Raw genomic sequence first — 2,691 nt, forward strand, 5'->3', positions numbered from 1 at the left:
CGTGCAGCCCGTCGATGAAGGCGTCCCTGGCCGTGGTGCGCAGGACGGCGCCGAGCGGCCCGCCCAGGTCGGCGGCCTCCTCGTATGCCTCGCCGAGCGAGCGGGCCGCCCCGGCCGCCGCGGACGCGGGGACGCCGTCGGCGCGCAGCCCCGCGAGGCCGGGCGTGTAGGCGGCGTTCATCACGCTGCCGAGCAGCGCTATCCCCATCCCGGCACCCAGCTGGTAGGAGGTCTCCCCGATCGCGGCCGCCCCGCCCGCCCGGTCGGCGGGGGCCTCGTTGAGCATCGACTCGTAGGCGCCGAACAGCGTGGACTGGAGGCCGAAGCCGAGGGCGACGAAGGCGGCCGCCAGCAGGACGGGCCGGTCGTCGCGGCCCATCACGGTCAGCGTCAGCACCGCCGCGGCCGTCACGACGAAGCCCCAGCCGACCATCCGGCGCGGCCCGACCCGGCGCAGCGTGTGGGAGCCGGTGGCGCCCGCGGCCATCGCGGCGAAGGTGAGCGGCAGCAGCCTGAGGCCGGTCTCCAGGGGACTGAGGCCCAGGACGAGCTGGAGGTACTGGACGGCGACGAGTTCCAGGCCGACCAGGGCGAGCATGGCCAGGACGATGCAGCCGACGGCGGTCGAGAAGGCGGGCCGGGCGAACATGCCGATGTCGATCAGCGGGTGGGTGCGCCGTTTCTGGCGGCGCACGAAGGCGATGAGCAGCGCGGCCCCGAGCAGCAGCGGCACCAGGGTCGCGAAGTCGGCCAGGCCCTCGCCGGTACCGGCCCGCTTCACGCCGAGGACCACGCCGAGCACCCCGGCGGCGGCCATCAGCGCGCCGAGCACGTCCCAGGGCCCGTCGTCGTTGCCCCGGGACTCGGGGAGCAGCAGCCGGCCGACCGGGAGGACCAGGGCCATCAGCGGGATGTTGATCAGGAAGACCGAACCCCACCAGAAGTGCTCGACGAGGAAGCCGCCGATGACGGGCCCGGTGGCGGCGCCGACGGCGGCCACGGCGGACCAGACGCCGATCGCCACGGCCCGTTCGCGCCGGTCGGGGAAGACCTGGCGCAGGATCGAGAGGGTGGCGGGCATGATCATCGCCCCGCCGACGCCGAGCAGGGCCCGCGCCGCGATGAGCACGGCCGCGCTGTCGGCCAGGGCGGCGACGGCCGAGGCGACGCCGAAGAGGGCGTAACCGAGCAGCAGGACGCGCCGGCGTCCGACCCGGTCGCCGAGGGTGCCGAAGAGGATGAGCAGCGAGGCGCAGACGAGCGGGTAGGCGTCCACGATCCACAGCAGTCCGGCGGCGCTGGGCCGCAGGTCCTCGGTGACGGCGGGGACGGCGACGTGCAGCACCGTCGCGTCGAGCGCGACGAGCAGCAGACTGAGGCAGAGGACGACCAGGACGACCCAGCGGTTGGCACCGTCGGCGGCTGCGCGCAGGCGGATTCGGGCGGTGGGTGTCCCGGACATGCATCTACCTCCCAGATGGTCCCCTCGCTCTCGGCAGGCCCTCGGGACGCGGTGTCCGGGCCCGGCGTCGACGGGCGAGTGATCCGTCAGCGTACGCGAGTTCGGCGGGGCCACACGTGGCCCATCTCATACCGCCCGACCCGCCGGAGTGTGGCGTACGCCACTGCGCGTACGCCCCGGGGCCCCCGCACGACCTCCCGCCCGAAGCCGTACGGTAACCGGAGTGACACCCTCCGTTCCGCTCCGCCGCACCGCGGACAAACACACTTCGAGATCTCCAGAATTCTTCGCAAGCTCCATCGAATTGCCTGTCGAACAGGTATCGCATAACGGGCCGAAAAGAATAGGAGAGTTATTCAGACTCCCTGGAGAAACCCGACGGCTGAGACATACTCCACATCACATCGTCATCACAAAGGGCCCGGATCGACAGGCGCGCCCACTCACTCCCTGTAACGTCGATTGGGTGCGTACCGACATCTTCGCCCGGCTGGACCGGGAGCCGGAACCGCCGAAGATAGAGACACCGCGGATGAGCCGTCACCGCATCGCTCTCTTCGGCGGGACGTTGGCGTTCTATCTGGCCATCGTCATTGCCGTGCTCATGTCCTCCTGGCTGGTGGCCCTGGACTGGAAGGTCATGCTCTTCCGGCCCTACCAGCAGTGGCCCGAAATCCACGCCGCCCTCGACTACTACGTGGTCCTCGGCCAGCGCGGGCCCACCGCGGTCATGGTCGCCTGCTGGCTCGGCTGGCGCTCCTGGCGGCAGCACACCCTGCGTCCGCTGCTGACGCTCGGCGCCTCGCTGCTGCTGCTCAACCTGACGGTGGGCGCGGTCAAGATCGGCCTCGGCCGGCTGGGCCCGCACTACGCGACCAGGATCGGATCGGCCGAGCTCTTCGCCGGCGGCGATATATTTCCCTCCGGCCACACCGCCAACGCCGTCGTGACCTGGGGAATCCTCGCCTATCTGGCCGCCACTCCGAGGGCCAGGCGCTATCTGTCGGCCATGTCCGCCATCGTCTCGCTCGGCGTCGGCCTGACGACGGTCTACCTCGGCACGCACTGGCTGAGCGACGTGCTCCTCGGCTGGGCGGCGGGCCTGCTGATCCTGCTCGGCCTGCCCTGGGTGGAGCCGCTGATCACCCGCGCCGAGAACTGGATCTTCGCCGCCCGCGCACGGCTCGGCGCCCCCGGCAGCCGCCCCGCGGCCCCGGCGCCCGCCGCCG

2 protein-coding genes are annotated in these 2,691 nt (G+C 71.9%); one reads left to right on the top strand and one right to left on the bottom strand.

Annotation, left to right across the window (positions count from 1 at the left end; all coding sequences use genetic code 11):
- A partial coding sequence (locus G3I41_RS16665; protein WP_164401005.1) for an MFS transporter occupies window positions 1-1,462 on the bottom strand: 1,462 nt, incomplete at its 3' end.
- A gap of 466 nt (window positions 1,463-1,928) precedes the next feature.
- Between G3I41_RS16665 and G3I41_RS16670 the strand changes: the two genes are divergently transcribed.
- The coding region (locus tag G3I41_RS16670) for a phosphatase PAP2 family protein (RefSeq protein WP_164401006.1) at window positions 1,929-2,691 on the top strand (763 nt) is incomplete at its 3' end.

Origin of the sequence: Streptomyces sp. SID9727 (assembly GCF_010550605.1) — a bacterium.
Taxonomy (GTDB): Bacteria; Actinomycetota; Actinomycetes; order Streptomycetales; family Streptomycetaceae; genus Streptomyces.